This is a genomic window from Acinetobacter calcoaceticus, assembly GCF_900520355.1.
GTDB lineage: Bacteria > Pseudomonadota > Gammaproteobacteria > Pseudomonadales > Moraxellaceae > Acinetobacter > Acinetobacter calcoaceticus_C.
This window is the reverse complement of record NZ_LS999521.1, coordinates 3,583,616-3,608,937: the sequence shown is the minus strand read 5'-3', so window position 1 is coordinate 3,608,937 and position 25,322 is coordinate 3,583,616. Positions and strand designations below refer to the sequence as shown.

Here is a 25,322-nt window from a genome sequence, read left to right as displayed (position 1 = left end):
TTGGTAATTTTTGACTAAAAATTAGCTTCTAGATTCATTTGAACGCTGAGTTGATGTTTAGGATCATCATCAATATGGTTAAAAAAATTAAGATCATTTTGCATAAAAAGCCAATTTCGCCACAAAGGCTGGCGCCACGAAATATAAGGTCCCCAGCTATTTAGTCGCATGTCATTTTTGGTATATACGCCACCACTATAAACACCGTAAGTCAGACTATTATCTTTTACAAACTCAAATTGTTGAAAAGTCCAATTTCCCCAGTTGTAATCTTCATTTTCGCTCTTGTTTACATTAAATTTATTAGAAAATAATGTGTTATCTTGCATTTTCTGCGTTAGGTTGAGAGTGGTTTCAGTGTAGTGTCGGCTGGTCGAACCGTAACGAAATACCTGTTCAGTATCTATGCTAATGTTATGTCTTAAATTCCATTTTTTCTTTGCCAAAAATTGTACATAGACATCACTTTCTGAGTTTGAACCTAAATCAAGATTATTTTCAAAAGGCATCCAGGTTGAAATGGTGGCCCAGCTTGCACTGAGTGGATTTGTTAAAGTAGCTTGATTTGACGAAGCCTTCTTCTTTTTTTTGCCTAAGGCTTTATAAGGATGTTCAGACTGCGCACGCTTCCATAACGTATCATTTCCAAATACCACCATAAGCTCTTGAATTAAAGCTACATCGGGTAAAGCATTATTTGTCTCTATTTCACAAGGAGAGAGTGCAAATGGCAGAGATTGTCTGTTTGCTTTGTTGAGTTGGTTGGACGAGTAGGAATGTCGTCTTGAACGTTGGTGCTTTAAAGAAGTATAAAAAAATTGAGTATGTGGAAGTAAAGCCAATACGCCCAAACTATAAATACAAACTAACGCAGCCGATCTGTATTGAAATGAAAAAGGAGAGAATTGATTCATCGTTCAAAAAATAAAGAATCAAAAATTAGAATAAAATTTTAAGAGACTAAGCTTAAATTTTTATTTAAAAGTATTTTATTATTCATCACCTTGGATGAAGGTTCCAAGGTGATGTTTGGCAGCTTAAAAAAGAGCCTCTAAGCGCAAGAATGTGCTGACAAAATGGTTGCGATCTTCGCGTTGGTCATTAAAGTAATTTACATCTCCTTGGACAAAGAACCATTCACGTAAAACGGGCTGGCGCCATGAAACAAACGGCCCCCAACTGTTTAAACGTAAGTCACTGTCGTTGTAATAACCACTTGTATAAATACCATAGTTAAAACGGTTGTTTGCAAAGAAACTATGCTCGCGGAAAGTCCGGTTTTCCCAAGCTAGATCATCGTCTTGGTCATCGGCATAGGTTAAGCTGAACTGATTCGATAAAAACGGTTGGTTTGGTCTGGCATGTGTAAGCTCAAGATTAGTACGTAAGTAGTTTTCGCTGTCTATGCCGTAACGATAGATTTGCTCTGCATAGAATTTAAAATCATTACGTAATTGCCAATCTCTTGATGCTTTTAAACGAACGTAAATATCGTCTCCAGAGCGAATACCTAAGTCAGCATCTGTTTCAAAAGGGAGTCTTTTAGAAAAATTCGACCAGCGTAAAGCAATGGAACTGTTGTCATCTCGAGTTTGCTTACCATCTAACTTCTTATTTGAATCTTGATTCGGGTTCTGGTTAATATTGGCTGGGCTATTATCAAATTCGTTATCTAAAGAGTCATCACCAAAGACCACGCTTAGACGTTTTTCTAGAGTAGGTAGCTTAATCCTACCTCGAATTCTGGGCTTAATTTCAAAATTGTCGTATTCATTCCAATAGTTATCGACCATTACACGGATGGTTGCTGTAGCAGGTTTCTGTGGGTCGACTTCACCAAACCAGTTATCAATTTTTTCAGAGGTACGATCGGCCCAATGACGAATGTTCTTTTGTTTACGGTCAACCCATGTTTGATCTTCTGTTTGTTCGGTAGGTGGAACAATCGGTTGATTAGACTGCTCTGGAAAAATGGTTGGGGTCGCATCTACCCAACGTGGGATCTGGTCTAACAGATTTTCATCTGTTGTAACTTCGGTTTGAACTCCAGATGACAAACCTTCTGCTTGCTGTTTTTGAGAGGAAGAGGTGGTTTCTGCATGAGTGATGCACACTGAACCGAATCCAATAGTTATAAGTGCAAAAAGCTGCCGATAAGGTATTACGTGAAATGTTTTCATATCTATCTTTATGTTTTGTTGTTGTTTTCAATTTTGTTGATTTTTCTAATAAAATCAAGAGGACGACACAAAAGTTAAGTAAATTTAACTTTTTTTACATATTTGAAATAATTTAAAGAGTTTAAGCTAGTGGCGATTATTTCTAACCAAAAAAAATCCCCCAATTAAGGGGGATGATAGATCAAGGAAACTTCAAATTCCGATCATTAAACACATAAAAAACAGAACATTACAGCGCGAATATTCTAAGCCGTAATGATAAACTGATTTTAAACAATTGGATAGTTCTTTTTTTAGAACGCTCTATTGCTAAAATGGTGATAAAACATACGATTTAATCACACTTTCAATTGTGCTGACTTATTTCTGTGGAATATCACATGATTCATCATTACAAACAGCCGCATCATCCTGCTCAACTTCTTCAGCATTTGCTTTGAGCTGTGCTTGCTCTAAGACTTTTAAAAAGACTTCACGTGGTTGAGCACCTGCAAGTGCAATTCTTTGATCAAATACAAAAAATGGCACGCCAGTAACATTTAACTGCTCTTTCGCAATTTTTTCGTCATGACGAACAAAGTCAGATAGTTCATTTGTATCTAATACAAACTCAACTTCGGCATTATCAAGGCCAATACGAGAAGCGATTTCTTCAACAACTTCACGTTCGCCAATCGCTAAACCTTCGGTCATATAAGCATGGAAAAAAGCTTCTTTTGCTTGGTTGCCTAGGCCTTTGCTTTGCGCAAGGTGAATAATGCGGTGTGCATTGAAACTATTGCCAGAGTTAGCCTTTTGCCATTGGAAATCAATACCTTCAGAGGCAGCCATAGCCGCAATATTGCGCTCCATTTCTTCCATCTCTTCATAGGTACGGCCATATTTTTTAGCCAAACGTTCTGTATTTGAAGTGTCATGTTTTGCTGGCGCATCAGGATCTAATTCAAAACTATGCCAGTGAATTTCAAGCTCAATACCTGCTTCAGCAGCTACATGTTCAAGGCGTTTTTTGCCGATATAACAGAAAGGACAAACTACATCAGACCAAACATCAACACGCATGGGAGAATCTCTTAAATTTTAATTACCCATCATAATAGGGATGATGTTCAAGGATTTAAAGCTTTGAATAGCGAATAGAGTGTTGCGTATTGTGAAATAAATGGCATATAAAGAAGATATAAGCTCTATTTTATAACTATAAAGAGCAAAACTATAAGAAGGGAAATAGGAGGTGTATATGCGCCGAGTTTTGATTGCAATTGCAAGTCTGGTTGTTATCACGAGTATTATTTTTTTCACCTATCAACATATCAAACAGCAACAGGCCAAAGACAGTAGCCAAATGTTTGATGTGGTCATGACTGAAAAAATGAACCAGCTTTATGACCAAGCACAAGACTGGTCTAAACCCATCCAACTCGATATTCACGATAAACGTTTAGCAGGTCACTATAAGCAAATTTCAGAATTTCTCTTAAGTTATTGGATTCAAAATATAAATGCACGTAATGAATATTTAAGAGAATTAAAAGCAGCCAAATGGGATACTTTTTTAAATGTTGATCGTTTAGATATTGATAAAAAACAGAAGTATGTGGAAACAGAAAAAATGTTAGCCGATGTTCGTACGGCTTCAGATAAATATCAAACTCAATATGAAAAAATTCATAAAACTTTCTTAGCAAAAGTTCAGGAATTATCTGTGGATGCAGAGATGAGACAACTGCTGGAAATGAAATTGGGGTCTCAACAAAAGGCTGATCAAGATCACGCAATTTTTATGATTGAACTGCAAATTTTAGATAAAGCAGAAGAAATGTTTAAACTTCTAAAAAACTATCCATGGCAAAAGAAAGACCAGATGATTCTTTTTCATGAAAATGCTCAGGTCAAAAAATTTAACCAGCTTTACCAAGATGTTTTAAAGCTGAATGCAAAAGTTGAAAAAATTAAGAAAAGGAACGTAGCTGCATTAGAGGGAGATTTAAAAGAATAAATTGAACGTGAGCATCAAAATTTATGGATTGGTGCTCTCAGCTTTCCCTTTACTTAAAAAAGATTGTAATAAACTTTGAGAAGTTTGTAGTTTGATTAACTGCTGGGACACGTGCATGAGCTCAGTTTGCAGCTTTTCTTGAACTACTGAACATAGCGTAAATACGCGTTCATCTAAATCAAAACAAGGTAACAAAGCCTGAATGTCTTTTAGATTCATTCCTGCATCATTTAATATTTTAATTTTCTTAATATTTTCAATATCTTTTTGCGTATAACTTCGATAGTTATTACTCGCCCGATGAGGCTGTATAAGCCCTAAACTCTCATAATAACGCAGCATGCGAGGGCTTACTTTTGTGAGTTCGGCAACTTTGGCAAGGTTCATAAAATAGGGTTGACCTTAACAGTGGTGTCATAGTTTAGCATGTTTATATCTTTCAAAATGGTACTTGTTCCATGATCAGAAAACTCATTTTATTGGTGTTATTCGGCTTCATGTCATTTGTTGCAAATGCCAAAATAATTGAACTTCGGGAGAACAACATGCGTCAAATATTTGTGCTTCATGGTTATTCAGCCTCTATAGATGATCACTGGTTTTTAGACCTAAAACATCAAATAGAAGATGATCATACAACCGTTACTTTAATTCCATTTCCAGATTCTGAACATCCAGATGTAGATGCGTGGCAGAAGGTTTTAGACCAACATATCCCTAGTGTGGATGAAAATACCTATTTTGTTGCACACAGTTTAGGGGTAATTACGTTACTGCACTTTTTACAAAGACATGATTATCAAAACATTGGAGGAATGATTTTAGTATCCGGATTTTCTGGTCCAATTTCAGATTTTTCCCCACTCGATGCTTATATAACAAAAAGCAAAGTCGACACGAGTTACTTTCATGACATAAAGAAAAAGCTGGTGTATTTATCTGATAATGATGATTTGGTTCCACCAAAACTTACGATTCAATTCGCTAAAGAAATTGATGCGCCGTACATTACAGTGCCTAATGGCGGGCATTTTTTAGGACGGGAAGGTTATACGACATTTCCGCAAGTAGTGAGTTCTTTAAAAGAGATGTTGGAGAGTCGATAAACTTTATAAGATAGATCGCACTCTATAATCTGGACACTTTTGTCTAAGTTATAGAGTGCTTTTATAGGTCGCAGTTTTTAATAAATAAAAGAACCTTACTATTACATTAAAAATTTTAATTATATTTACCGTTTATCTGAGCCTTACTGAATCGAATTCGACTTTGTTGTAGCCTATTTATAGATACTTTTAATTTAATCATCATCTTTTAATTTGAATAGGGTGACTGATTTTTGGAGCAAGTTATGAACTTTCTAAAACAATCAGCTTTGATCGCTGCATTTGCTTTTATGGGGTTGCCGACTGTTCAAGCTGAAGAAGTTGCTACTTTACCAACAATTCGCGTTATGGCTGAGTCTGAGCTACGTGAAGAGGTGGGATTTGTACCCTTCCAAGAAGATAAAAAAGTGCGTCAGGCTCTGCAACATCATGAGTATAAAACTCATTATGATATACAGAATGCTTTAGTCCCTGAAGGCATGGCTACGGTAGATTATCAGCCAGTCATGGCCCAGCCAGATTTGTCTCAACTTTCTCCGTTTTTGCAAGAATATATTTTAGCGGTAGCAGGAGGAATACAATCCTCTGACCCAACCAACGGTATTTTTAAAATGTTAGAGCCTCTGAAAATTAACCGAAGTAATGTCGATGCTTTTCGTGATGGGACGATGAAAGTGAATATTAATGACATTATAGATTTACAGCAGAAAATTAAAGATGGTCTTCAAGGCCATTAAAAAAATCCCCGCATTGAGCGGGGATTTTCTTATCTTGGTGTTAATTAAACACGTTCGATAATGGTTGCAATACCTTGACCAAGGCCGATACACATCGTTGCAAGACCGATTTGAGTATCTTGTTGTTCCATTACGTTTAACAACGTAGTGGTGATACGCGCACCAGAACAGCCTAGTGGGTGACCCAAAGCAATCGCACCACCATTTAAGTTAATGATGTCTTGCTTGTCATAAACGCCTAAGCCTTTCATTACTGATAAGCCTTGAGCAGCAAATGCTTCGTTTAATTCGATAGTTTGAATATCAGCCATCGTTAAACCAGCACGTTTAAGCGCTTTTTGAGTTGCAGGAACTGGACCGTAACCCATAATTGCAGCGTCGCAACCTGCAACTGCCATAGAGCGAATCACAGCGCGTGGTTTTAAACCTAACGCTTGTGCGCGCTCAGCAGACATAAGCAACATTGCAGAAGCACCATCAGATAAAGCTGAAGATGTAGCCGCAGTTACAGTACCGCCTTTTGGATCGAATACAGGACGTAATGCTTTGAACGATTCAAGGTTTGCATCTGGACGAATCACTTCATCGATGTCACAAAGGATTTTAAAACCATTTGCATCGTGGCCTTCAACACCAACGATTTCGTTTTTGAAACGACCTTCTTGTGTTGCAGCCCAAGCACGGCGGTGAGATTCCACACCAAACGCATCTTGCTCTTCACGGCTAATGCCATTCATACGACCTAACATTTCAGCAGTTAAGCCCATCATGTTAGATGCTTTAGCGTAGTGTTTAGATGCTTCTGGGTTAAGGTCAATGCCATGCATCATACCTACGTGACCCATGTGCTCTACACCACCAATAATGAAGATATCACCTTGGTTTGTTGCGATCTGTGCAGCAGCCGTATGAAGTGCTTGCATAGAAGAACCACAAAGACGGTTAACAGTTTGACCTGCCACAGTTTTTGGTAGGTCAGCCAATAAGCCGATGTTACGTCCAATGTTCATACCTTGCTCTAGAGTCTGGTTTACACAGCCCCAGATCAGATCTTCAACTTCATTGGTATCAAACTGGTTACGAGCAACGAGTGCACGAACTAATTCAGCAGATAAGCTGTCAGCACGTACATTGCGGAACATACCGTTTTTGGTTTTACCCATTGCAGAACGTACGCCATCAACGATGACAACGTCACGTGGATTTAAAGTAGCCATTCACGTTGCTCCTTAACCGTAGAATTTTTTGTTGTTAGCAGCCATGTCACGCAACATTTGTGGCGCTTCATAAGCCTTACCTAAGTGTGCATATTTGTCGCAAAGTGCAACGTATTCAGCAACACCTGTTTGGTCGATATAACGACATGGACCACCACGGAATGGAGGGAAACCTACACCCATAATCATTGCCATATCAGCTTCAGCTGCAGTTGCAACGATGTTGTCTTCTAAGCAACGAACTGTTTCGTTACAGAAAGCAAGCATCATGCGGTCAATGATTTCTTGGTTATCAAACTCGCGTTTTTCACCAGTGACGAAAGGAGCAATGATTTCATACGCTGTTGGATCAACAGTTTTTGCTTTCTTGCCTTTCTTGTCGAGTTCGTATTTGTAGAAACCAACGTCATTCTTTTGACCAAGACGTTTAGCTTCGTACATTGCTTGGATTGAACCTTTGTAGTCTGGCTTCATACGGTCTGGGAAACCTTCAGCCATCACTTCTGCACCATGTACACCTGTGTCAATACCTACAACGTCGATGAGGTAAGCAGGACCCATTGGCCAACCAAACTTAGACATCACATTGTCAACTTGCTGGAAGTCTGCGCTGTCTTTTACAAGAAGGTCAAACGCACCAAAGTAAGGGAACAATACACGGTTAACCAAGAACCCTGGGCAGTCGTTTACAACGATTGGTGTTTTACCCATTTTTTGAGCGAGAACAACAGTTGTTGCAATAGCTTCTTCAGAAGTCTTTTCACCACGAATTACTTCTACAAGCGGCATCATGTGAACTGGGTTGAAGAAGTGCATACCTACAAAGTTTTCAGGACGTTGTAAAGCTTTCGCTAAACGCGTAATTGAAATTGTAGACGTGTTAGACGCAATAATCGTATTTTCACGAACATGCTTTTCAGTGTCTGCAAGAACGATTTCTTTAACTTTTGGATTTTCTGTAACCGCTTCGATCACGATGTCGACTTCTTTAAACTCATCGTAGCTTAAAGTAGGACGAATACGTGCAAGTGTTTCACCCATTTGCGCAGGTTTCATTTTCTTACGTTCAACTTGTTTAGTTAACAAGCTGTTCGCTTCTGACATACCTAGTGCAAGTTGTGGGTTACCAATATCTTTCATGATAATTGGAGTGCCTTTGCTTGCCGCTTGGTAAGCAATACCACCACCCATGATACCAGCGCCAAGTACAGCTGCTTGGTTTACAGGATGAGCACCTTTTTCATGTTTCTTAGCAGTTTTCTTAACAACTTGGTCATTGAGGAATAAACCAATCAATGCACCAGCTTGTGGAGTAATTGCTGCTTTAGCAAAACCTTCAGCTTCAGCTTTTAATGCTTCGTCACGCGCAAGGCTTGCACCCGCTTGTAATGAATCAAGTAATAATTTTGGAGCAGGGTATTGAGCAGGATTTGCTTTAGCAAGTACAGCACCTTTTGCTGTGTTGAACGCCATCATTTGTTCAAGCGGGTTCAATTTTACAGCATCAAGTTTTTCTTGACGTTTTGCTTTCCAGTTCAAACGACCAGAAATCGCCTGTTTAACTAAATCAGTTGCAGCTTCAAGTAATTTATCAGGAGCTACAACCGCATCTACAGCACCGTCTTTTAATGCAGCAGCCGGTTTTTTCGGAGCAGCCATTGCCATCCATTCAACAGCGTTGTCAATACCGATAACACGGCTTAAACGTACGCTACCGCCAAAACCTGGGTAAATACCAAGTTTAATTTCTGGTAAGCCAACCTGTGCAGCTTCTGACATCACACGATAGTCACACACTAAACACATTTCAAAACCGCCACCTAACGCCATACCGTTAATAGCAACAACTTTTGGAATGTCTAAATCTTCAAAGCTATTGAAGATTTCGTGAACAGGCATAAGCCAGTCAACAATCGCTTTTTCACCTTGAGCGAAATTTTCACCAAACTCGGTAATGTCTGCCCCAACAATAAATGTTGATTTGCCAGAGGTAACAACTAAGCCTTTAATATCATTATTTGCTTTTACCGCAGCAATAGCAGCTTGGAAATCTTCAATTGTTGCACGGTTAAATTTATTGACCGACTCACCTTGTAAGTCAAAGCGGAATTCTGCAATTCCGTCCGAAAGCATTTGGACGGTAATGGCATTGCCAGCGTGGATCATGCCTGATCTCCTTGGTTTTGGAGGACTTCTAAGTTGATGTTATGAAGCGTGTGTACAGCTTCGGTACACATTTATGCTTCGCTAATCTTACGATAACTATATCTAAAAAAAACCTGACAAGTTGTATCAAGCCGTGACGCAAGGGTCATCAAATTTTTTTTAACAACTTTCTTAAACTATATATATGAAAAATACATTTTTATTTAAAAGACTGCTTACTGGCAGGAGTTCAATATGAACAGAGAAAATCTAGCAGATAGTTAATTATTTTAATTTTGAACTGGTAATAAAAAATTAAGAGTATTTGAGAATTATTAGACAGAAAGTATTGTCTATTTTTTTATCTTTGGATAAACTTTGTGTTATAAAAATGTTCAATAAAGTATGTATTATGTTAAAAAATAAATTTATGATTTTCGCCATCCTTCCTTTTATGTTGAGTGCATGTGGAGGTGGTGGTTCTAGTGATAATAATTCAGCGAATAACAATCAAAGTGGTAATTCACAAGATTCTATTGCGAATGGTACCCGTTATTATTTTATGGATTACAACCCTGATCAAATAGATAATCTAAATGAACAAACAGATGAGCTAAATAATGCTTATTTTGAAATATTTAATAAAAAATCAACGGATGGATCCTCTAATCAAGCTTTAGGTGATTATCTGCTAACAGAGAAAAAACTCTATTTCCCTATTGATAAAGCAATCAATGTCATGAATTTTAATTCAATGACAGATTGGAGATTAGACATCATTGGAGATGTTAAAGAAGATTGGAAATTTCAACGAGTTGACCTTTCTAATAAGAATATGTTTGATACTGTTTTACCAGGGTATCGAGCAGTAGGTTTTCCAGTTATCGATAAAAGTACAGCTAAGGGACGTTTATTTCTTAATACTTATGGGCAGAGTAAATTTCCTGAAGGAAGTAGTTGTTATCGTTTAGTTTCAAAAAAATCTAATCTAGAGACATTTGCTTTTAATGTTGATCAAAATTACGAAATTAATCAAAGTTTTGAGGATTTTGATGCTGAAAACGCTCAGTATCTGAATTATTTGAATCAAACGACTCCATTTGGTTTTACTTATAAGGCAGTTAAGGGGACATGGCAAAATGTTCCATGGACAACGATTTATGATACTAGTTTAGGTTTTGCTGTGGGTGCTGGTGTTGCGGTGCAATATCAAGGTAAGACATATGCAGCAGATTACATGAGTAACATTGGTTGGACCGCTGATCAAGAGATTAAGCATTGGGAAATATTCTTAAAAAATACCGATGATCCTAAAAACATTCGTCTTGCTCAATTAAAACTTGCACAATTGAAATCTGGTTGTTATGTCTATAATGAAACCGCTGCAAAAGCACTTGATTCTCTGACTGCATTAAATTGGCAAGCATATCAAAACTAATTTAAAAGCTAAGTTTAGGAAATCTCAAGAATGAATATTTTTGAGATTTCTATTTATTAAAAATAATATTTGCGGTTCTAGGTCTGAATTTTCTTTGAGAGTTTGTTATTATTCTCGCCAATTTCAAATTTCTTCGAAGTATCTTTAAAGATGCTTAAAGGCGAGTAACTATATGATTAAGTGGATCATATTAGCGATTTTTGTGATATCAGCATTGTATATCCAACATCGCGGCAGAGTGCGTCACTCGTTTTATCGTCAATTTTTTGACCATTCAACCCTGCTCGCACCGATTAACTTTTTAATGTACATCTTTTCAAAGGTGCCGAATCAGCCTTATATCGACACTCAGCATTTTAAAGATTTAAAAGTGTTGGACGAAAATTGGGAAATGATTCGTGATGAAGCAAAAGCTTTATATGATCAAGGTGGGATTAAAGCATCGAGTACTTATAACGACTTAGGTTTTAACTCGTTCTTTAAAACAGGTTGGAAGCGTTTTTATTTAAAATGGTACGAATCAAGTCATCCATCTGCTGCCGAGCTTTGTCCGAAAACTACGGCTCTTCTTAAAACATTGCCGACAATTAAAGCAGCAATGTTTACTGAGCTTGCACCCGATAGCCGTTTGGTAAGACACCGTGACCCATATGCTGGTTCATTGCGTTATCACTTGGGTTTAATTACGCCAAATGATGACCGTTGTTTTATTGACGTCGATGGCGAAAGATACTCTTGGCGTGATGGTCAAAGTGTAGTGTTTGATGAAACGTATATTCATTATGCTGAAAATAAGACTGACCAAAACCGTATCATTTTCTTTGCCGATGTTGAGCGGCCAATGAAAGTGAAGTGGATGGAACGTTTCAACCATTGGTTTGGTCGTAGTGTGATGACCGCGGCAAGTTCACCGAATGAAACAGGTGATCAAACAGGTGGTTTAAATAAAGCGTTTGGTTATGTCTACCAAATTCGTATTAAAGCCAAAGCATTAAAAGCCAAAAATCGTAAGTTATATTACTTTTTAAAATGGTTCCTGATGCTTGGGATTTTCTTCCTAATTTTTGTTCGACCATATGTATTTTAATTAAAGCGCCCGAAAGGGCGTTTTTTGTTTTTAAATAATAATTTCTAGTTCACGTTATATCTTACTAGAAAACTGCTTTTATTTGGGTTTTTAAAGCTAACTCTATGAGGATTAATCTAGCTTCTAAAAAAAACTATAAAAAATCATTTATTGCAGGATTAGTTTGTTTTTAACAATGATATTCATCATGCATCATTTATTGCGTATTGAATGATCTTAAATACAAGGTTTTGATTATTTAAAGAGTCATCTAAGTCTTCTATTAACTCTTTGATAATAAATACTTCAAGAAAATAGCTGTAGCACTTATCCTTGATAATAACCTCCATCTTTTCATCGTCTGATAGAGCAATTGCTTTGGATGTAATATCCCAAGGTTGTTCAGCATAGATGGTGTGCTCATCAGAAATATGTTCAATATTTGATATCATTTCTTGTAAGGACATGGGATATTTCAATGGAATTTAACCTGCTAGTCTAATTACCACAAAACTTTTATAAAGGTTCGTGATGTTAATGATTAAGTTTTAATATTGAAGGTTTTTAGATTAATTTAGCATGAAAATTTTAGTTCTCTTTTCTAAAAGAAAAATGACTATGAAATAATTTAGGGGAAAAGATGATAATAGTGAGTCATCTTATCCAACTAGATGATTTTTAGTTAGTCTGATATTAAGTTTTATAGAATAATTCTTAATAAAACTATAGTACCTCTCATCTGAATTATTTAATTTTTACATTGCCAAAAAGAGCAAATTATTGATAATAAAGATTACATTATATTAATAATTTAGGAACATAATGAAAAAGTTAATACTTTCATGTTTATGTATATTAAGCCTTTCGGCATGTAATGATGAGACAGAGGAACAAGGTGAGAGACTTGTTGGTTTTTCTGCGAGTCAGATCGCTGGAAATCCAATGATTGAGAAGAAAAATTATAAGATTCAGGATAATAAGATTTATATAAGTTATCCTGATAATCATCCATTAGGTTATGAACTTAGTCAGCATTATTTCACTGATCAGGGAGTGACCTTAGATCCGATTAAAACAACTGATGGCACATGGTATTTGTTAGGTTCTCAAGTCCAGTTTTCTGATACAGCTTTAAACTATCAGCCAGCCAACTTAGTGAAAGGTGATAATTTATTTTTAAATCAAGATTTAGTTAAAATTGATATTTCAGGTCAACCAGTGACTAAATATTTAGGCCAGTGGATTTATGAATCATTGCCACTTAGTCAGCAAGGCTTTTTTGAAGATTATTACAATGCATTATTACAGCAAAATGTAGCTAATTTTCCTAAGGGTTCAACTTGTTGGATGATTAATAAAACCTACAGCAATAAAGATTATATTGGGTTCTCTAGTGACGGTACTGCGCCTTTGTATGTAGATTCAAATCGTACTGCACCTGCAATGGGAACATGGCAAGGCATTAGTTGGTCGCGCGATGAGTTATTATTAGCAATGAAATTTACAATAAACGATACCGAATATTCTGGGCAATATCATCATCAATCTGGTGTGGACGAATATGTTCCACCTTATGCCGGTAAATATTGTGACTTTGTCACTGAAAATGCTGCGGATGCTATGATTAAGACTTGGAAAGGTGAATCTTTAACCCAGTAATTATAGATAAATAAATAGTTTTATTACGCCCGAAGGGGCGTTTTTTATGCTGTACAGTACTTGATGGATTTTGTGACTCACTTCACAGTGCTGGCAATTTGTTACAACTATTAAAAACCAATGAGCAATTTTGATTCTACAATGGCGCGGTTTTTTCGAAGACTGGTTAGCGGAAGTAGGTTTTAAAATGGCTCATGCTCATCACGCAGCTCATGCACATGTTCACCATATCAAAGTGAGAAAAGAAGACAGTTTTCAAAGTGATTTAAAAACGAAAGTGATATTGCGTAAAGCAGCGTCGACGACTGAAAAACATAAAAAATCTGATGCGAAAAGTCATCAATCTGAAGATCAAAATATTAATTTGCACAAGTTCTCAAGTAAGCTTGAAAGTATATCTGCCAATCATAGCAAAGAAAAATGTGCCAAAAACATCCGTATTGCTTTACAAGCAGCGGGAGCAGATGTGTCAAAGCATCCTGTGGCTGCCTCTGATTGGGGGCATACGCTTGAACAAAATGGTTATAAGAAAATTAAACCCGCTTTTAACCGTCCTCAAGAAGGCGATATTTATATTATTGAGCGGACCAGTGGCCACACATATGGCCATATTGCGGGATATACAGGTAATGGTTGGTTCTCTGATTTTCGTCAAAAAACCTATGCGGTCTATAAAGAAAAAGACGTAAAATATAGCTACTATCGTCTCGATTCTTAAGCGAGTACGACATAGTCTGTCGGAGCTAATCAAAATCTCTTTTCAAATTTGAGTTCTGGCACAGTAAAGCACTTGAAAACTAGGGGTGAAAACATCACATTAGGTATTCAGTATTAAGCCATGTATGCCAATAGTGAATCAAAACGCTCGTCCCCACATTGAAAAAATTTTAGCCAACATGACCCAACTTCCAGGCGTTTATAAAATGCTAGGGAAAGAGGGCGAATTGTTATATGTCGGCAAAGCAAAAAATCTAAAAAATCGGGTATCGAGTTATTTTGTTAAAACGATTGAGCACCCTAAAACTCAGGCTTTAGTTGCACGAATTTATAATATTGAAACTTTGGTGACTCGTTCAGAAACCGAAGCATTACTTTTAGAACAAAATCTAATTAAACAACATCGTCCGCCTTATAACATCATGCTGCGGGACGATAAGTCATATGTCTATATTTTTGTTTCGTCAGATAAGCCCTATCCTCGACTTGCGAGCGGTCGTGGCAAAGGGAAGCATCAAATTGGTAAATTCTTTGGACCTTATCCAAGCGCCTATAGCGCTCGCGATACTTTACTGGTTTTACAAAAGCTTTTTAATGTTCGTCAGTGTGAAAATAGCTACTTCTCACAACGCAAACGCCCATGTTTGCAATATCAGATCAAGCGTTGCTCTGCACCTTGTGTAGGTCTGATTTCACCCGAAGATTATAAAGAAGACGTTAATAACAGTATTCGCTTTTTGCAAGGTGACACCAAAGAGTTAAATCAAGAGCTCATTGCTAAAATGGAGCAAGCCGCGGCTGAGCTCGAATTTGAAAAAGCTGTTTTTTACCGCGACCGATTGTCTTTGCTTCGCGAAGTACAAGCACAACAGGCTGTTTTTAAGGTTAAAGGTGAAGCAGATATTCTGGCAATTGCTTATCAGGCTGGCGTGACATGCGTGCAGATTATGTATGTACGTAATGGGCGAATGTTGGGAGGTAAAAGTTATTTCCCAGACATGCTTGGCGATGATCTGGGGCAAATGCTCAGTGACTTTATGGCAAACTTTTACTTTCAGGTTGCAGATGAAGTTCCAAATGAACTCATTGTAAATATTGCATTGCCTGATCATAAAGAATTAGAAGAAGCATTGGCACAGCAGTTTGGTAAGAAGGTCCAAATTAAGAGTAGTGTGCGAGAAACTCGTGCGGAGTGGCTAGAGCTAGCGGAAATGAACGTTCAACATGCCATTAAGGGGCAGCTGAGTAATCATTTAGAACTCAATGAACGTTTTCATCAGTTAGAACAAGTGATTGGAAGACCAGTCGATCGTATCGAGTGTTTTGATATTAGTCATACCATGGGTGAGGCTCCAATTGCTTCATGTGTGGTGTTTGACCAAGGTGGTGCTCGTAAGCGTGATTACCGCCAATTTGCCATTCAAGATATTACCGGTGGCGATGATTACGCTGCCATGCGCCAAGCCTTAACACGACGTTATAAAAAAGCCATATTGCCTGATCTGTTATTGATTGATGGCGGTAAAGGCCAACTTCACATGGCGATGGACGTCATGCAAGAACTTGGGCTTGACGCTTTTATGGTGGGTGTATCTAAAGGTGAAGGGCGTAAACCAGGCCTTGAAACCCTACATTTTACTGATGGCACAAAAATCCAATTACCAGAAGATCATAAAGCATTGCACTTGATTCAACAGGTGCGAGATGAAGCCCATCGCTTCGCTATTACTAAACACCGAGCTAAACGTGATAAACGCCGTAGTACATCGGTTTTAGAAGCAATTCCGGGGTTGGGACCGAAACGCCGTCGAGATTTATTGACTCATTTTGGTGGGATCCAAGGTGTTTTGAAAGCCTCTGAAAAAGAGCTCACACTTGTGCCTGGTTTTGGTGAGATGATGGCTAGAACGATTTATAAAATTCTGCATGAATAAACATCAGCTTAAGGTTCGAGTGACAAAATAACTCGCCAATTACTAGGTAATTGACCATTCACATGGCAATCAAAATGATGAAAGATATTTCCTAATAATACTTTCGTTTTTAGGGAAAGGAATGTCATTGCTGCAATTATTTGAAGAAATAAAAGAAAACGAATGGATTGAAATACCTGCCGGATGGTTACAAGGGCGGACAGTATTTGGTGGTCTTGTTGCGGGTTTACTGATGCAAAAAGCATGCTGCAATATTCAAGATCCCAATAAAAGATTATTAAGTTGTAGTATTACTTTTGTGGGGCCTGTACAGCAGGGACCCGCTCAATTGACTATTGAAATTTTAAGGGAAGGAAAGTCGGTCACTACGCTTGAAACCCGTTTATGGCAAGATGGCGCGGTACAAACTATTTTGGTTGCAAGTTTTGGTGTGCCTCGTACTTCGAATATTGAAGTACGCCAAGAACCTATGGATCCAGTTTATGCACCACCAGAAGAGTTAAAACCTCTTCCTTTTGCTAGACAAATGCCAGAATGCTATCAACATTTTGATGTATGCTGGGCAGAAGGTCATTATCCTGTTACAGGAAGTCAGTATCCTGATTTTGGAGGATGGTCAAGATTCTCTCCAGAGAAGCATGAAAATCGTCAAATGACTTTGCCAGATTTAATTGTTTTGATGGATATTTGGCCACCTGGTGTATTGCCGATGTTTAAACAAGTTGCTCCTGCAAGTTCTTTAACTTGGCACATTACCTATGTCCACCCGTTTCAACATCAATTGTGTGACTGGTTTAAATATAAAGTGGTGACTGAACATGCCGGTGAAGGTTATTCCACAGAATATGCCCATATTTGGGATCAAAATGATCATTTAATTGCAATTTTACGGCAAACTGTTACGGTATTTATCTAAGCAGTCTACTTCCTCGATTCATATATTTCGTATAAAGTGGCTGTTACAGATAGATACAATATTGAAGAATGTATTTTTGTCTGCTACAAGATGCATGAAGACTAAATTGGCGGTGTTTATGACCACAGGGCGAATCCTGAATATCCCAAATATCCTAACGTTGGCGCGTATAGCGCTTATTCCAGTATTTTTGGTGATTGTGTATTGGCCGCCTGCAATGGGTATTGGTGAGCAAGAAGGAAGTATGAGTCGTCATATTATCTTGACTGCTATTTTTGTGTTTGCTGCTATTACCGATTGGTTTGATGGCTATTTGGCACGAACTTTAAACCAGACTTCAGCATTTGGCCGTTTTTTAGATCCAGTTGCAGATAAGCTTATGGTGGCGACAGCACTGATTGTTTTAGTGCAGTGGAATCCAACCATATCAATGGCTTTTGCAGCAATTGTCATTATTTCACGGGAAATTACAGTTTCTGCTTTACGTGAGTGGATGGCAGAACTTGGCGCAAGAACGAGTGTAGCTGTATCGACAGTAGGCAAATATAAAACAGCTTTTCAGATGATTGCCATCAGTGTGTTTTTACTCAATTGGCAGCCTTTAGAAATGTTGGCTTACGCGTTGTTATATACCGCTGTCATTCTGACTTTATGGTCAATGTTTATTTACTTAAAAGCAGCTTGGCCTTATTTAAAGCAACCTTAAGCTCAGATTGAATGATTAAGCCTTTCTATAATGAAAGGCTTTTTTATTTTCGAAAGTGCAAGAATCGGGTCGTCATGGGGCTTTAGCTACTTTAATGTAAGATATGAGTGCTAAGGAGGTGACACATGCAAATGCTTTCTTCTCGGCAATTTGCTGTAATTGCCACTGTAATTGAATATTTATATGAACATCTGGACCAGCAACCCAGTCTGGACGATGTTGCGAGCCATATGAATTTAAGTTCAGGTTATATTCAACGCCAGTTTCAGGAATGGGTGGGTATTAGCCCGAAAAAATTTGTCCAATATATGAGTTTGCAACAGGCGAAATACTATCTGTTGCAAAAGCGAAGCTTATTAGATACTGCTTTAAATACGGGGTTATCTGGTACTGGCCGTTTACATGATTTGTTTATTCAGCTTGAAGGTATGACGCCTGGTGAATATAAACAGCAAGGCGAAGGGGTCACACTTAATTATTCGGTTGAGACAAGCCCATTTGGTGAGTTGTTGGTTATAAGCAGCGATAAGGGAATATGTTCGATTCGTTTTATAGAGTCGAGTGAGAATATTGAAGAAATAATTAAACAGCAGTTCCCTAAAGCTCAATTAAAAAATCAGGCGCCGATTTGGCATCAACAAATTGCACAGTGGTTCGAACAAGATTTTTCAGAGCACTTACAGCAGAAACTTCCGCTTAATTTGGCTGGAACCCCATTTCAGCTACAAGTCTGGGAAGCGTTACTGACCATTCCAGAAGGTCAATTGCGGACCTATCAAGATATTGCAGAGCAAATTGGCAAGCCTAAAGCAGTTCGAGCCGTCGCTACAGCAATTGGACAAAACCCGATTGCGTATTTGATTCCTTGCCACCGAGTGATTCGTGCAACGGGCATGGTCGGAGAATATCATTGGCAAAAAGGGCGTAAATTGGCATTGTTAGCTTGGGAGATGTCAAAGCAACATGGAGAGACCGCATGACCTTGGATTTATTTGCTCCAGAGCCTTGTGAAAATTTATTGCCCTACGATGGTGAAGTTCAGGACTATGGTTGTATTTTAAGCCCAGAAGAGGCTGAACAATATTTTCACTATCTTTACCAACATCTCGCGTGGAAACATGACGAGGCTAAGTTGTATGGCAAGCACTTTATCACTCCCCGAAAAGTGGCATGGTATGGAGATAATTATTATCAATATAAATATTCGGGTGTCATTCGTGATTCTTTGCCTTGGGATAGATCGCTTGCCAAACTAAAAAAATTAGTAGAACAGCGGCTTGCAGAAAGATTTAACTCATGTTTGGCAAATCTTTATGAAGATGGGACTCAAGGAATGGCTTGGCATAGTGATTCGGATGTTTCTTTAGCAAAAACCACAACGATTGCATCTTTAAGTTTTGGAGCTACTCGTAAATTTTCTTTTAGGCATATTCAAACTAAAGAGAAAGTTGAATTATGGTTACAACCCGGCCAACTCATCGTGATGCGTGGCGAGACGCAACAATATTGGCAACATCGTTTAAATCGCTCAACAAAGATTTTACAGCCGCGTATTAATCTGACTTTCAGGCAGTTTCAGTTTTCATAACTTTCATTAAAATTGGGCAAGAAAAAAGCCCATGATGGCAACATGAGCTTATTCCTCTGAGGGGGATGCTTCTATTGATGAGCTGCTGATGAAAAGAATCACCAATAGGAGCTAAAATCATAATATGAGAATATTGTGATCTATTCAATGCATTAAAATGTAAGAAAAGGTTAAATTATCATAAAGTCAGGTTTTAAATTTCACCTTTTTCAGATAACTCCATAAAGCGTTGTTCAATAAGTGCTGCATTTTCTTGCAAAATTTCGGTGAGCTTTTCAACATTTAAAAAATCAAAACGATTTTTAGAAGCAACTAAAGTTAAAGCCAAAGGTACTTCTTTGTTCGAAAAACGAACTGGAACGGCAAGACCTGAAACATTCGGATCAATCTCACCTTGTGAGAAATAAAATCCTTGTTTTTTAATTTTACGCATACGCTGAATAAAGCTTGCTTCATCTTCAGCAAAACCTGATTGTTTTAATTCTTGCTGGTAACGATGATAGTAGTCTTGCATCCGTTGTTTACTTAAATGCGAAACCATCGTTTTTGGAGATGACCCAACGTAAATAGGTCTTGGGCAGCCTCGACCATACGAGAGTAGTTCGGTGTCTTTGAATATTTCATGATGAATATCGATGCAATAGTCATCATTTAAGTAGGTGAGCAAGCAGCACAGTTCGGTACGCTCTACAATATTTCGCATAAATGGTGTGCTGATTTGAACCAGAGGGTCTGTTGTTCTTGATACATAGTCAAGAACTGCAATTTTTGAGCCTAAGGTATAATCGCCAGAGGTTCCATTAATGCGTTTTAATAGATCAGTAGACACCAGTTCTTTCAGGTAACGGTAACTGGTTGGTTTAGACAAGCCAAGTTCTTCGCAAATAATATCGACATTAATGATTGGACGCGAAACTGAAAATAGGTCCAGTACGGTTAAAATTTTGCCAAAACTTGAAATTGCCATAGCGTCTTGTTCGTATCCTTTAACAACGAGTCATATTTGAATTCTTATAACAGAAAAAAAGAAAATTTGTCTCAATTCTAAAATAAATGCCTGATTTGAGTATTTTACTCTGACAAAGAGAAAACTTCTCTTGGCTTATACATCATATACGATTATCAAAAAATATATCAAATTATCAAATAGAGATATTTTAGTTGACTAAATCACTTTATTTTGAAAAAATTGCCAAACAAAATATCTAATCGAGAAATTGGTCGATTCTAGGCGAATTTCTTGATGCCTCTTCTTTCCAAAGTTTGGCCGTTTAAATAACGCTCAAATTTAAATCATCTGGGCCAATCAGGCAGGATGTGGAAAAATCATTGTATTGAAGGATGCTCCTCATCTCATTTGCTTTTAGGCAAATGACAAAGTTTTGTTGTCTCTAGAAAGGCAATTTAACATTGAAGGGCATGCTCATCAGTTCAAATCTGTATTTGAGATGAGTTCATGTTATTAAAGCAAATACTGGCATTTCGCCCGAGTAGGCTTGATCTGATCTTTGCAACAAAGACATTTATTGCTGGAATGCTGGCGTTATTTGTTTCATTTGAATTAGATCTGATTAACCCGATGTGGTCGATTGGTACAGTCCTGATTATTGCCAATCCTTATTCAGGAATGGTGTCATCTAAGTGTGTCTACCGCGTGGTAGGGACGATTGGTGGGGCTGTGATTGCCTTAATGCTAACACCACATCTAATTAATACACCTTGGCTATTTACCGTGGTGTTGTCGTTGTGGGTGGGTTTTGCGCTTTATGTGTCTTTACTTGACCGGACTGCACGCAGTTATGCTTTTATGCTGGCGGGCTACTCGACAGCCATGATTGTCTTCAATGCGATTACCTATATTGATCAATACAATATTTTTGATATTGCTTTAGCTCGGGTCATCGAGATTTCGATTGGGGTGATTTCAAGCGCTGTGGTTTCTGCAACCATTCTTCCGATGCACATTGGCTCGGCAATTAAGCAACGTGTTATCAAAACGCTTAAAGATACAGAAAACCTGTTTGCTAATTTATTAAATACAGATTCGCAGCAGAACAATACTCAGCTTTTAGCCGCTATTACTCGTGACACCACAGATATTCATGCTTTGGCAGTACATTTGAGTTATGAAAAGGGTGAGTTGCATGGCATGACCAAACCCTTGCAGGAAATGCTTCATCAAATCTCAATGGTAGTTGCTAATCTGGTGGCTTTGTCTGAGCGTATTAGGCAACTTCAAGAACTCCGATTCATCGAAACTCATTCAGAAAAACTGCAACAGCTCTCAGCGCATGTTGTACAGTTTCTGGAGCAAAAAGATCTAATTATTGATGAAAATATTTTGCAGTTACCAGACGAGTTTGAAAGTGATTTCTTGAGTTTGATGGAATCGGCTTCCGCACATCAGCAAGTTTTGGTCGCAGCCATGAAAATGGATGTGCGCCATTTCATTAGCAATGTTTTAGCGGTTAAAGTCTTGTGGCAGCGAATTCAGCAAGGAAATAAAGAAATCCCTGACAACATTACGCCAATGACCACCAAATATCCAAGTTTACACCGTGACCATGGTGTGGCGATACGAGGTGGTATTAGTGCAGTCCTTATTACATTTATTGTGACTGGAGTCTGGATTGTCTCGGGGTGGAAAGCTGGATTTATGATGGCGCAAATGGGCGCAGTAACGGCTTGTATTTTAACGGCCTTAGATAACCCAGTTCCAGTCTTACGTATTTTTATCTGGGGCAGTATCGCTTCAGCAGTTTTAGTCTTCGTTTATGCATTTGGTATTTTCCCTCATGTCACCACATTTTGGGAACTTGGACTGGTTTTATTACCTATGTTCCTGTTTGCAGTTTCTATGATGGCTAACCAGATGCTTATGCCAGTGGGTATGGTTTTGGGTATTAATACCATGATGGGCCTAAATCTACATAATGCTTATAGCATGGATGCAGTGTCTTATCTTGATGGGTCTTTTGCCATGATCTTGGGTGTTTTGGTGTCTTTAGTTGTCATTGACGTCGTTCGTGCCATGTCTCCAGACACGAGTGCCAGCCGTATTTTGGCCTTGCATTATCGTGCAATGAGACAGGCGATTTATTTGCCTTACGGCCTAGATTTTAAAGTGCACCTACGCAGCATGTTGGATCGAATTGGGATTCTAAACAGCAAAATGGTGCAATCTGGCGAGATTAAAACTTCAATTCATCAGGCATTAATTGAGTCGAGCAGTATTGTCGATTTAAGTCGATTACAAGAGTTGGCGAATCAGCTTCCTCAGACATCTGAACTCACTCAGCATATTGGCGTTTTGCAACAAAATCTGGATGAGCTGTTTAGAGCTAAAGAAAGTGATGTAGACAATACCTCGGCTTTGGTAGAACCAATCCACCGTGCTTTATTTGAATTAAAACAGCTTGCTTCAAATATTGAAGATATGACGATGCGACAAAGATTACTTATTTCACTTAACAATATTGCTTATAGCATGTGTCATGTTTCATCAAACCAAATGAATGAAAACAGCACCCTGAGAGGAGCCACAGCAAATGGGTGAGTTTAATGTTTATGGCATTTATGTGCCTTCTTTGCTTGTTCAGGCCCTCTTGGCATATATCTGTTTTCGTGGGTTAAGTCGGTTGACCAACAAGTGGATTGCACAAGGCTGGATTGCATTACCTAGTATTTTTAATTTGTGTTTTTACCTTTTACTACTGCTGGTGATACATCAAATTTTTGTTGGGGTGGGTGCATAGAGATGATTGCGAAATTAAAGTTTGAGTTAGGTGAATAAAATGAATCAGGTGGATTTGAAAAAAGTCATCCGTCCAGTAATTTTGATTGTCGCATTAATGGTTGCGGTCTATACCATTGTGCATTTGTGGAACTACTATAATGCGGCGCCGTGGACACGTGATGGTCGAGTTCGTGGTGATGTCATTCAAGTATCTTCGGATGTATCGGGCCTTGTCACAGAAGTGTTGGTTCAAGATAACCAGACTGTGAAAAAAGGTCAGGTGCTCTTTAAAATTGACGTTTCTCGCCGAGCTTTAGATGTAGAGCAGGCAAAATCTGATTTAGCAAAAGCAAATGCAGCCTTTGCTCAAGCGCAAGCTGGTTTGGCACAAGCCAAGGCGAATCTGATTAAATCGGACAGCAATATCAAATTGGCCGAGAAAAATGCGAGCCGCTATTCGAACTTAATGGATGGCGCAATCTCTAAACAAGAACAAGACCAAGTGTTTGCGACACGTGATCAATCCCATGCAGAGCATGAGCAACTACAAGCTGCTATTGAGCAGGCCGAAGCAACTGTTAAGCAACAACAGGCTCTCATTGAGGTTGCAACAAGCAATTTACATTTGGCCGAGCTTAATATGCATCGTGCTGCGGTAGTTGCCCCAGCTGATGGTACTTTATCTAACTTTGATATGAGCCCAGGAAACTATGTTCAAGTAGGCCAAGCGGTTGCTGCATTACTTGACCGTAAACAGCTGTATGTTGTGGGATACTTTGAAGAGACCAAATTAAATCGTATTCATATTGGTGACCAAGCTAGCGTGCAGTTAATGGGTGATAACCAAAAAATTAAAGGCCATGTACAAGGTATTGCATCGGGAATTGAAGATCGCGAGCGTTCAAGCAGCTCTAAGCTTCTTGCTAATGTAAATCCAACTTTTAGCTGGGTTCGTTTAGCACAGCGTGTACCCGTGAAGATTGTGTTAGATGAAACACCGAAGAATCAGCTTGCTTTTGTCTCTGGACGAACTGCTACCGTACATATTGTTGAGAAGTAAAAAAGAAGGAAGGCTTTAGCCTTCCTTCTTTTTTAAAATCTTAGGGTGTTAAACCGACTGGATTTCGATACCAACTCTGAATGAGTAGTGCAGCTGCGAAGCTATCTGCAGATAGCTTTTTTGCTCGACCTTGTTCTTGATAAAACCCAAGTTCTTCTCTTGCTTCACGTGTCGTTAAACGCTCATCTACCATCAAGGTTTCTATGTTGGTTTGATGACGTAAGCGTCTCGCAAATTTGCGAGCACGTGTAGAGAGCTCTGACTCGCTATCATCCATATTTAATGGCAGACCAACCAAAAATAAATCGGGTTGCCATTCTTTCACAATTTTTAAGAGCTGATCCCAGTTTGGAATACCATCTTTCATGATAAATAGAGGGAGAGGGTTGGCACTTTCAATTGAAGATTGGCCAATTGCCATTCCCATTTTTTGAGTACCAAAGTCAAAAGCCATAATCGATTTTGATTGTGTTTCGGTCATTAAGCATGTCCGATTTCAGATGCTAGCCACGCACGATCTACACCAATTTTTTTATAAGCTGCATCCCAACGATCGTCATAAGGCAGATTAAAAATCAGATCCATATCTGCGTCACAAATGAGCCAGTCACCACGCGTAATTTCATCTTCTAACTGATTTTTACTCCAGCTCGCATAGCCTAATGCAATCTGGTATCGGCCTACACCTTCATTATGGGCAATCGCATCGAGAATATCTTTACTGGTGGTAATACAAACATTTTCGCCTACAGCAATAGATGAATGCCATGTGGGTTGTCCAGTATGAAGAACAAATCCAGCTTCAGGACGCAAAGGGCCACCTTGTAAAACCGCATGTGGATTTACATTGTCTGCTTCGATGTCGAGATCGTTGAGTAATTCTTTAATTTGAATACCGGAAGGACGATTAATAATAATGCCTTGAGCACCTTCTTCATCATGACGGGCAAGATAAATTACAGTGTTTGCGAAAAAGTCATCTGCCATTTCTGGCGGGGCAATCAGACAACGGTGAGTCAGATATTGTTTGGTCACCTAAGCGGTTCTCCCTCAAAAAATATTACTAGAGGGCCTCTCGACCCTTTTATCTATATAGGTTCTTTTTATCAACATACAAG

At 38.4% G+C, this 25,322-nt stretch carries 25 protein-coding genes and 1 pseudogene; 16 read left to right on the top strand and 10 right to left on the bottom strand.

Annotation, left to right across the window (positions count from 1 at the left end; all coding sequences use genetic code 11):
• Positions 1 to 14: 14 nt before the first annotated feature.
• The 3 genes from AC2117_RS17265 to AC2117_RS17255 form a co-directional block, all read right to left on the bottom strand.
• Positions 15 to 914, bottom strand: coding sequence for a selenocysteine synthase (locus tag AC2117_RS17265; protein WP_133975711.1), 900 nt, complete (start codon positions 912 to 914; stop codon positions 15 to 17).
• A gap of 123 nt (positions 915 to 1,037) precedes the next feature.
• Positions 1,038 to 2,180, bottom strand: coding sequence for a hypothetical protein (locus AC2117_RS17260; protein ID WP_133975709.1), 1,143 nt, complete (start codon positions 2,178 to 2,180; stop codon positions 1,038 to 1,040).
• Between the two features lie 360 nt (positions 2,181 to 2,540).
• Entirely contained in the window at positions 2,541 to 3,242 is a 702-nt protein-coding gene (locus tag AC2117_RS17255; protein WP_133975707.1) for a DsbA family oxidoreductase, read from the bottom strand.
• Positions 3,243 to 3,420: 178 nt separating this feature from the next.
• Here AC2117_RS17255 and AC2117_RS17250 point away from each other — a divergent pair, with 178 nt between their 5' ends.
• Positions 3,421 to 4,179 carry a hypothetical protein gene (locus AC2117_RS17250; RefSeq protein WP_045436774.1) on the top strand — a complete coding sequence of 253 codons (759 nt, stop codon included), beginning with the start codon at positions 3,421 to 3,423 and terminating at the stop codon, positions 4,177 to 4,179.
• Positions 4,180 to 4,200: 21 nt separating this feature from the next.
• Here AC2117_RS17250 and AC2117_RS17245 read toward each other — a convergent pair whose 3' ends face one another.
• Positions 4,201 to 4,566 (bottom strand): MerR family transcriptional regulator, encoded by a 366-nt coding sequence (locus tag AC2117_RS17245; protein ID WP_133975705.1) that lies wholly within the window; start codon positions 4,564 to 4,566, stop codon positions 4,201 to 4,203.
• A gap of 71 nt (positions 4,567 to 4,637) precedes the next feature.
• Between AC2117_RS17245 and AC2117_RS17240 the strand changes: the two genes are divergently transcribed.
• On the top strand, positions 4,638 to 5,285 hold the full coding sequence (locus AC2117_RS17240; RefSeq protein ID WP_133975703.1) for an RBBP9/YdeN family alpha/beta hydrolase: 648 nt from the start codon (positions 4,638 to 4,640) through the stop codon (positions 5,283 to 5,285).
• A gap of 245 nt (positions 5,286 to 5,530) precedes the next feature.
• The gene (locus tag AC2117_RS17235) at positions 5,531 to 6,022 is read left to right on the top strand and encodes a hypothetical protein (RefSeq protein WP_197730946.1); all 492 of its coding nucleotides are present in this window, start codon (positions 5,531 to 5,533) and stop codon (positions 6,020 to 6,022) included.
• A 44-nt stretch (positions 6,023 to 6,066) separates the two neighbouring features.
• Here AC2117_RS17235 and fadA read toward each other — a convergent pair whose 3' ends face one another.
• Together fadA and fadB are read right to left on the bottom strand one after the other, a co-directional pair.
• Positions 6,067 to 7,239 (bottom strand): acetyl-CoA C-acyltransferase FadA, encoded by a 1,173-nt coding sequence (gene fadA / locus AC2117_RS17230; RefSeq protein WP_004640802.1) that lies wholly within the window; start codon positions 7,237 to 7,239, stop codon positions 6,067 to 6,069.
• 12 nt (positions 7,240 to 7,251) lie between these two features.
• On the bottom strand, positions 7,252 to 9,405 hold the full coding sequence (fadB, locus tag AC2117_RS17225) for a fatty acid oxidation complex subunit alpha FadB (protein ID WP_133975699.1): 2,154 nt from the start codon (positions 9,403 to 9,405) through the stop codon (positions 7,252 to 7,254).
• Positions 9,406 to 9,796: 391 nt separating this feature from the next.
• Here fadB and AC2117_RS17220 point away from each other — a divergent pair, with 391 nt between their 5' ends.
• Both AC2117_RS17220 and lpxO read left to right on the top strand, forming a co-directional pair.
• On the top strand, positions 9,797 to 10,822 hold the full coding sequence (locus AC2117_RS17220) for a hypothetical protein (RefSeq protein WP_171459077.1): 1,026 nt from the start codon (positions 9,797 to 9,799) through the stop codon (positions 10,820 to 10,822).
• A 172-nt stretch (positions 10,823 to 10,994) separates the two neighbouring features.
• Positions 10,995 to 11,909, top strand: a complete 915-nt coding sequence (gene lpxO / locus AC2117_RS17215) for a lipid A hydroxylase LpxO (RefSeq protein WP_133975695.1) — start codon at positions 10,995 to 10,997, stop codon at positions 11,907 to 11,909.
• 185 nt (positions 11,910 to 12,094) lie between these two features.
• On the opposite strand, the gene AC2117_RS17210 is transcribed toward lpxO, so the two are convergent.
• Entirely contained in the window at positions 12,095 to 12,355 is a 261-nt protein-coding gene (locus tag AC2117_RS17210; protein WP_133975693.1) for a hypothetical protein, read from the bottom strand.
• 355 nt (positions 12,356 to 12,710) lie between these two features.
• Between AC2117_RS17210 and AC2117_RS17205 the strand changes: the two genes are divergently transcribed.
• The 7 genes from AC2117_RS17205 to AC2117_RS17175 all read left to right on the top strand — a co-directional run bounded on the left by AC2117_RS17205 (position 12,711) and on the right by AC2117_RS17175 (position 19,408).
• Positions 12,711 to 13,547, top strand: coding sequence for a hypothetical protein (locus AC2117_RS17205; protein WP_133975692.1), 837 nt, complete (start codon positions 12,711 to 12,713; stop codon positions 13,545 to 13,547).
• 187 nt (positions 13,548 to 13,734) lie between these two features.
• Positions 13,735 to 14,265: a CHAP domain-containing protein gene (locus tag AC2117_RS17200; RefSeq protein WP_133976423.1), complete on the top strand. Its 531-nt coding sequence runs from the start codon at positions 13,735 to 13,737 to the stop codon at positions 14,263 to 14,265.
• Positions 14,266 to 14,398: 133 nt separating this feature from the next.
• On the top strand, positions 14,399 to 16,198 hold the full coding sequence (uvrC, locus tag AC2117_RS17195; protein ID WP_133976422.1) for an excinuclease ABC subunit UvrC: 1,800 nt from the start codon (positions 14,399 to 14,401) through the stop codon (positions 16,196 to 16,198).
• 121 nt (positions 16,199 to 16,319) lie between these two features.
• On the top strand, positions 16,320 to 17,114 hold the full coding sequence (locus AC2117_RS17190) for a thioesterase family protein (protein WP_133975690.1): 795 nt from the start codon (positions 16,320 to 16,322) through the stop codon (positions 17,112 to 17,114).
• 118 nt (positions 17,115 to 17,232) lie between these two features.
• A complete protein-coding gene (gene pgsA / locus AC2117_RS17185) occupies positions 17,233 to 17,820 on the top strand; it encodes a CDP-diacylglycerol--glycerol-3-phosphate 3-phosphatidyltransferase (RefSeq protein ID WP_042894465.1) in 588 nt (195 codons plus the stop codon).
• Positions 17,821 to 17,945: 125 nt separating this feature from the next.
• Positions 17,946 to 18,800: a methylated-DNA--[protein]-cysteine S-methyltransferase gene (locus AC2117_RS17180; protein WP_133975688.1), complete on the top strand. Its 855-nt coding sequence runs from the start codon at positions 17,946 to 17,948 to the stop codon at positions 18,798 to 18,800.
• Entirely contained in the window at positions 18,797 to 19,408 is a 612-nt protein-coding gene (locus tag AC2117_RS17175; protein WP_133975686.1) for an alpha-ketoglutarate-dependent dioxygenase AlkB family protein, read from the top strand. The genes AC2117_RS17180 and AC2117_RS17175 overlap by 4 nt, the downstream gene beginning before the upstream one ends.
• A gap of 193 nt (positions 19,409 to 19,601) precedes the next feature.
• Here the strand turns inward: AC2117_RS17175 and AC2117_RS17170 are convergent, their stop codons facing one another.
• Positions 19,602 to 20,375: an IclR family transcriptional regulator gene (locus AC2117_RS17170; protein ID WP_042894472.1), complete on the bottom strand. Its 774-nt coding sequence runs from the start codon at positions 20,373 to 20,375 to the stop codon at positions 19,602 to 19,604.
• 367 nt (positions 20,376 to 20,742) lie between these two features.
• Here AC2117_RS17170 and AC2117_RS17165 point away from each other — a divergent pair.
• The 4 genes and pseudogenes from AC2117_RS17165 (at position 20,743) to AC2117_RS17150 (ending at position 24,204) form a co-directional block, all read left to right on the top strand.
• Positions 20,743 to 20,874, top strand: a pseudogene (locus AC2117_RS17165) (hypothetical protein).
• Complete coding sequence (locus AC2117_RS17160; protein ID WP_133975685.1) at positions 20,865 to 22,964, top strand: FUSC family protein; 2,100 nt, start codon at positions 20,865 to 20,867, stop codon at positions 22,962 to 22,964. Before AC2117_RS17165 ends, AC2117_RS17160 begins: the two are co-directional and overlap by 10 nt.
• The gene (locus AC2117_RS17155; RefSeq protein WP_042894478.1) at positions 22,957 to 23,163 is read left to right on the top strand and encodes a DUF1656 domain-containing protein; all 207 of its coding nucleotides are present in this window, start codon (positions 22,957 to 22,959) and stop codon (positions 23,161 to 23,163) included. Before AC2117_RS17160 ends, AC2117_RS17155 begins: the two co-directional genes overlap by 8 nt.
• Positions 23,164 to 23,202: 39 nt before the next feature.
• Positions 23,203 to 24,204, top strand: a complete 1,002-nt coding sequence (locus AC2117_RS17150) for an HlyD family secretion protein (RefSeq protein ID WP_133975682.1) — start codon at positions 23,203 to 23,205, stop codon at positions 24,202 to 24,204.
• A gap of 40 nt (positions 24,205 to 24,244) precedes the next feature.
• Here AC2117_RS17150 and ruvX read toward each other — a convergent pair whose 3' ends face one another.
• Both ruvX and AC2117_RS17140 read right to left on the bottom strand, forming a co-directional pair.
• The gene (ruvX, locus tag AC2117_RS17145) at positions 24,245 to 24,685 is read right to left on the bottom strand and encodes a Holliday junction resolvase RuvX (RefSeq protein WP_042894482.1); all 441 of its coding nucleotides are present in this window, start codon (positions 24,683 to 24,685) and stop codon (positions 24,245 to 24,247) included.
• The gene (locus AC2117_RS17140; RefSeq protein ID WP_003654562.1) at positions 24,685 to 25,239 is read right to left on the bottom strand and encodes a YqgE/AlgH family protein; all 555 of its coding nucleotides are present in this window, start codon (positions 25,237 to 25,239) and stop codon (positions 24,685 to 24,687) included. Before AC2117_RS17140 ends, ruvX begins: the two co-directional genes overlap by 1 nt.
• Positions 25,240 to 25,322: the final 83 nt, after the last annotated feature.

Coding starts and splice junctions, on each gene's coding strand:
- pgsA (WP_042894465.1), top strand. CDS start 17,233: ATGACCACAGGGCGAATCCTGAATATCCCAAATATCCTAACGTTGGCG.
- AC2117_RS17155 (WP_042894478.1), top strand. CDS start 22,957: ATGGGTGAGTTTAATGTTTATGGCATTTATGTGCCTTCTTTGCTTGTT.
- AC2117_RS17265 (WP_133975711.1), bottom strand. CDS start 914: ATGAATCAATTCTCTCCTTTTTCATTTCAATACAGATCGGCTGCGTTA.
- AC2117_RS17200 (WP_133976423.1), top strand. CDS start 13,735: ATGGCTCATGCTCATCACGCAGCTCATGCACATGTTCACCATATCAAA.
- AC2117_RS17250 (WP_045436774.1), top strand. CDS start 3,421: ATGCGCCGAGTTTTGATTGCAATTGCAAGTCTGGTTGTTATCACGAGT.
- AC2117_RS17240 (WP_133975703.1), top strand. CDS start 4,638: ATGATCAGAAAACTCATTTTATTGGTGTTATTCGGCTTCATGTCATTT.
- AC2117_RS17175 (WP_133975686.1), top strand. CDS start 18,797: ATGACCTTGGATTTATTTGCTCCAGAGCCTTGTGAAAATTTATTGCCC.
- fadB (WP_133975699.1), bottom strand. CDS start 9,405: ATGATCCACGCTGGCAATGCCATTACCGTCCAAATGCTTTCGGACGGA.
- fadA (WP_004640802.1), bottom strand. CDS start 7,239: ATGGCTACTTTAAATCCACGTGACGTTGTCATCGTTGATGGCGTACGT.
- AC2117_RS17180 (WP_133975688.1), top strand. CDS start 17,946: ATGCAAATGCTTTCTTCTCGGCAATTTGCTGTAATTGCCACTGTAATT.
- AC2117_RS17190 (WP_133975690.1), top strand. CDS start 16,320: ATGTCATTGCTGCAATTATTTGAAGAAATAAAAGAAAACGAATGGATT.
- lpxO (WP_133975695.1), top strand. CDS start 10,995: ATGATTAAGTGGATCATATTAGCGATTTTTGTGATATCAGCATTGTAT.
- AC2117_RS17260 (WP_133975709.1), bottom strand. CDS start 2,180: ATGAAAACATTTCACGTAATACCTTATCGGCAGCTTTTTGCACTTATA.
- AC2117_RS17255 (WP_133975707.1), bottom strand. CDS start 3,242: ATGCGTGTTGATGTTTGGTCTGATGTAGTTTGTCCTTTCTGTTATATC.
- AC2117_RS17210 (WP_133975693.1), bottom strand. CDS start 12,355: ATGTCCTTACAAGAAATGATATCAAATATTGAACATATTTCTGATGAG.
- AC2117_RS17170 (WP_042894472.1), bottom strand. CDS start 20,375: ATGGCAATTTCAAGTTTTGGCAAAATTTTAACCGTACTGGACCTATTT.
- AC2117_RS17205 (WP_133975692.1), top strand. CDS start 12,711: ATGAAAAAGTTAATACTTTCATGTTTATGTATATTAAGCCTTTCGGCA.
- AC2117_RS17220 (WP_171459077.1), top strand. CDS start 9,797: ATGTTAAAAAATAAATTTATGATTTTCGCCATCCTTCCTTTTATGTTG.
- AC2117_RS17150 (WP_133975682.1), top strand. CDS start 23,203: ATGAATCAGGTGGATTTGAAAAAAGTCATCCGTCCAGTAATTTTGATT.
- ruvX (WP_042894482.1), bottom strand. CDS start 24,685: ATGACCGAAACACAATCAAAATCGATTATGGCTTTTGACTTTGGTACT.
- AC2117_RS17235 (WP_197730946.1), top strand. CDS start 5,531: ATGAACTTTCTAAAACAATCAGCTTTGATCGCTGCATTTGCTTTTATG.
- AC2117_RS17245 (WP_133975705.1), bottom strand. CDS start 4,566: ATGAACCTTGCCAAAGTTGCCGAACTCACAAAAGTAAGCCCTCGCATG.
- AC2117_RS17160 (WP_133975685.1), top strand. CDS start 20,865: ATGTTATTAAAGCAAATACTGGCATTTCGCCCGAGTAGGCTTGATCTG.